The sequence below is a fragment of the Alteromonas sp. BZK5 genome (genome assembly GCF_014349115.1).
GTDB classification, from domain to species: domain Bacteria; phylum Pseudomonadota; class Gammaproteobacteria; order Enterobacterales; family Alteromonadaceae; genus Alteromonas; species Alteromonas macleodii.
In genome coordinates this window covers 1-4421 of sequence record NZ_JACSOE010000154.1, presented here as the reverse complement: position 1 = coordinate 4421, position 4421 = coordinate 1, and the positions used below count along the sequence as shown (strand labels likewise).

The window sequence follows — 4421 nt, the reverse complement described above, 5'->3', positions numbered from 1 at the left end:
TTCGAACCCCCGGTGGGTTTGACCCCACGTCTGATTTCAAGTCAGGTGCATTAAACCGGGCTCTGCCAACTCTCCTGAAGTGCTGCGTATCTTAATGATTTACGTGGGACTGTAAAGTACTAATTTTAACATTTTTACTCAAACGACCAATTGATAATCAAAGTGTTCAAAATTTAATTGCTCTCGTTTAACGCAGGCGTTATTCAATCAGGTGTTGCACTGACGCGGCAATGTGAAGCACTGGTCAATCACACCACACAAACATGCTTGCAGGTTTGGTTAGAAGCGTTAAAGACATGGCTTTATCAGCTGCTCTATTATTAACACCATAACAAACATGGAGAGGGAGAAGGTGCTCTTCTCTAGGATGGGCGTATCGCGCATCCGGCGCGCTGTACCATTCAACAAGACGAGCTTTGCGTTCATTCTCGCTGTAGGCACTGGTCTGCATAGTTGTCTGAAGCCAGTTATTAAAGCGCGTTGCTTTTCGCAATGCCTCATCGGAGCTATCAAAAAAGCCCTGCATATTGTGAAAAGAAGACCCCGAGCCCAATACTAAAATATTCACTTCGTTCTTTGCTTCACTATTTACAGGCTCTACCCCGAGTTCAACAGCTTTCCTAATTGCTTCCCCCAATAGCACATGCTGTTTAGAATCCAAATCAGACGTAATGGATAGTTGAATACAGGGTACATCGGCACTGGGATACATAATACTTAGGGGAATGAACATTCCATGATCGAAACCACGTGCCCTATCCTCCCGTACAGCGATGCCTTGCCCTGCTAAACGCTTTAGTAATAAAGTTGCGAGTGCTACTTCCCCTTTGGCCGGATATTCAAGGGAATACGCCTCTTTAGGGAAGCCATAATAGTCATAAATCAAGGAAGGTTCTGGGTGAGTAGTTACACAGACTTCAGTATCTTCCCAATGGGCACTAATCACTATGACTGCATCAGGTTTGGGTAAATCTGTTGATAATGCTTTGAGCGCTTCAATCATTTCAATGTGATAGGCAGACATTCTCGCCTCTCCTACTGACTGCATTTCAAGAAGTGGAAGCGGCCCTCCACCATGAGAAATATAAGCGGTGTTAATTCTCACAGACGGGCGAGTTTGCGTTCGCTGTTGCATAAAACTATACCTTGTTAGATGTAGAGAATACCATTCCTACATTCCCACGCTTCGCTAGGAAACTTGCCAGCGTCTTCTGAGTGGGCAATTATCTACGCGGATTGATATAAGGGCTCTATAGCCATTGAAACCGGCGCATTTGGGCCGGTTTCGTTGGTCGTCGAATCTCACAACCGCTATTTATTAAGCTTGTGACTAATAAGAGAGTCGATTGAAAGTTTACCGCCACCTTGAATAGCTAGCGCACCTGTTGCAGCAAGTAACGTTAGTGCAAACTCGTAACCGTTGTTAGTCATAAATAAACCGTTTGCTGCATGTACACTAAAAATCGCAATCACCATTGTGAATGCACTTACTAAAGCGGCTGGGCGTGTTAGAAAACCTATAATAAGCGCTAGCCCGCCAAAAAACTCAGCGCTGCCGGCCAGCAATGCCATTAAAAAGCCTGGCGCTAAACCAATGCTTTCCATCCACTGACCTGTGCCTTCTAATCCATAACCACCAAACCACGCAAAAAGCTTTTGTGCGCCGTGTGCGGTAAGAATAATGCCCACAGGCACACGTAAAAACAAACTAGAAATACTGCTGTTAGAAGTAAAAATGTTTTTCAGAAACTGCTTGTTCATTGTTGAATCCTCAAAGTCTCTCGTCATTGAAAGTGTAATATCTAAAAAGTGATGAACGCTCCGCCTGACTTCATTGAGTTGGCACAGCGCTAACCTGATGCATATAGAATAGTTACCAACACCTATTGAATAAAGCGGTTAAATATTGAATTATTACCAACAATTTGTTGTTTATAGAGGCGAATGGCTAAACGATGGATAAATTATCGCTCCTGAAAACCTTCTGCGTTGTTGCGAATGAAGGCAGTTTTACAAAAGCTGCAGAAAAGCTAGACACGTCAAACCAACTCGTAAGCAAGTATGTTGCCGAATTAGAGAAGCAACTTGATACGCGTTTATTCAATCGCACTACAAGAAAAATTCACCTAACCGAGGCTGGTCAGCAGTGTTTGCAACATGCAAATCATATTCTAGAAAGCGTAACCGATATGGAAAGTCAGCTTGGGTTGCTCAATACGGAAGTAAAGGGAGTTCTGCATGTAAGTGCCCCTGTCTCTTTCTCAACATTACATTTAGCGAGTGCACTCAGTGCGTTTCAACAAGCACACCCTCACGTATCGATAAACTTGCAGCTAAACGATAGAAAGATTGATGTGATAGACGAAGGGTTTGATGTAGCAATACGTGCAGGTCACCTAGCTAACTCGTCGCTGGTGGCCAAGAAAATCACAACGATAAAGCTGGCCCTGTGCGCTTCACCAGCCTACCTGGAAAAATATGGCACACCGCAACATCCAGCCGAATTAAAACCAGAACACTATCTTGAGTACTCCTACGTCAACTATGATAACGATAAATCAGTGCTTATTGCGGCGCTTAAAGCAAATGCCCAGACTGTGACGCCCAAGTTAACCGCCAATAATGGAGAAGTCCTAACCAATGTAGCAAAGCAGGGTGAAGGTTATATACTTCAACCTACCTTCATTGCCGGTGAAGCGCTCAAAAACGGGGAACTCGTGTCCATACTGGACGATTTCGTACCGCAAGCTATCTCTTTGTATGCAGTCTATCCTCATCGTAAGCTCATTTCTAATAAGCTAAGGGTTTTCATTGACTTTTTATCAAGCTATTTTGAAAGTACGCCCTACTGGGACAAGTAAATTGCGGTACGCGTAACGCTTGATTTATGTGGTAAAAACGTAACTTCAGTGGATGAGGGATATCAGTATAATAAATTAAATAAAAACGGCGTGGAGAAACACCTCCGACGCCGTTCGCGTAATAGCCTATCTGGTTTCAGTAACTTAAACTCTAAAAGAGTAACCTTACCCTAAAGCCCTCATCACATTCTGAAGGTTTCCATAATCGCGGGCACCCCCGGGAACATACCAATTAGTGCCATAACGGTACATAGCACCAAAAACGTAATTCCTGGAATTAGCCAACGCCCTGCTTTGCCGAGTTCTCCAGCTCTATCTTTACACCCAACGAGCCCCAAATTATCCAAAAGCATGGTAAAAGACCATCCGAATACTGGATTAACTAATACAGATGAAATCACTACCAATGCGGCAGACTGGGTCGTTTTACCTTCACGCGTCATTTGCATACCGGCTTCCATAAGCGGCAGAAAGACCCCAACAATAAGCGCAACGCAAAGCACTGGCGGCCAAATTGCTAAATCCATGGGGTAACCCCAAAGTGCCGCTACAACGCACAAAAACCCAGTAACTAATGCACCACCGGGTATGGGTCTGCGCGCGATTGAAGCCGGAATAATGTAGGTCCCCCACGAAGATGAGATATTCCCCCCTCCCAGTAGGCTTCCCACTGCCTGACGACTAGATGCAGCAATCATGGTGTCATCTATATTCATGTGCGCTCGTTCACTTTTTTTAGGGTAGCTAAGCTTTTGGAAGACTTGATGACCTAAGAAATCTGGCGACCACATAGACACAGCCAGCACAGCAAAAGGCAGCACAGCAATGAAATGTGACCAGTCTGGCAGGCCTAGTTTCCAACCTGTGTCTTCCCCCCACCAATAAGCAGGGTTCAAGTTAGGCATACCCGGCGACGTTGTGAACTCAAATGGCGCACCGAAGGAAAACGCAATGACCGCCGCCATCACCGCACCAAGCGGAATGGCTAGCCAGCGCTTTTGAATATGCTCTAGCCATGCATACATTAAAATAGTGGCTATGATCACCACGAAGGCTAAGTAAGCCATATCGAAGCTTTCTGCCCACGCAAAGAGTTTCTTCACCTGGCCTGTAATGCCTATAAACCCTAAGTACAACAGCAACCCACCGCATACACCGTTACTGGTTAGCCTAGCAAGAACACTGCCGCCCTTCGTTATTCCTAAAATAAAACCAAAGAGTCCAATGAGCAGACCGAGCGCCATGGGATGGCCGCCAGATGCAACAATAAGAGGTACTAAGGGCAGTAAGGGGCCGTGTGTACCAGCTAAATTAGCTGACGGGTTCAGAAAACCGGAAATCAGAACAACGAACAAGACTGCTGCAATGAGTAATTCAAAGCGCACGTTTTCAATTACAAACTCAGGAGATAGCCCTAGCGGTGCTGCGAATGCACCTACTACGGCGGCAACCATAACGATTTGGGTAAGCGGATTAAATGGTTGATCTTACCTTTGCATGAGAGTGAGACAGACCGGCATCTCATCGGATTATCTGGTTGATGCTTCACCTACTGCTGGT

Annotated in this window: 3 protein-coding genes and 1 pseudogene; 1 reads left to right on the top strand and 3 read right to left on the bottom strand. The window is 45.3% G+C overall.

What is annotated here, in order from left to right; translation table 11 throughout:
* Positions 1-244 precede the first annotated feature (244 nt).
* Both BIZ39_RS20390 and BIZ39_RS20385 read right to left on the bottom strand, forming a co-directional pair.
* A complete protein-coding gene (locus BIZ39_RS20390; RefSeq protein WP_187447906.1) occupies positions 245-1135 on the bottom strand; it encodes a DODA-type extradiol aromatic ring-opening family dioxygenase in 891 nt (296 codons plus the stop codon).
* Between the two features lie 176 nt (positions 1136-1311).
* Positions 1312-1761, bottom strand: coding sequence for a DoxX family protein (locus tag BIZ39_RS20385; RefSeq protein ID WP_187447905.1), 450 nt, complete (start codon positions 1759-1761; stop codon positions 1312-1314).
* A 194-nt stretch (positions 1762-1955) separates the two neighbouring features.
* Between BIZ39_RS20385 and BIZ39_RS20380 the strand changes: the two genes are divergently transcribed.
* Positions 1956-2861: a LysR family transcriptional regulator gene (locus BIZ39_RS20380; protein WP_187447904.1), complete on the top strand. Its 906-nt coding sequence runs from the start codon at positions 1956-1958 to the stop codon at positions 2859-2861.
* 182 nt (positions 2862-3043) lie between these two features.
* Here the strand turns inward: BIZ39_RS20380 and BIZ39_RS20375 are convergent.
* Positions 3044-4324: pseudogene (locus BIZ39_RS20375) on the bottom strand (DUF3360 family protein); the annotation flags it as partial.
* Positions 4325-4421 lie beyond the last annotated feature (97 nt).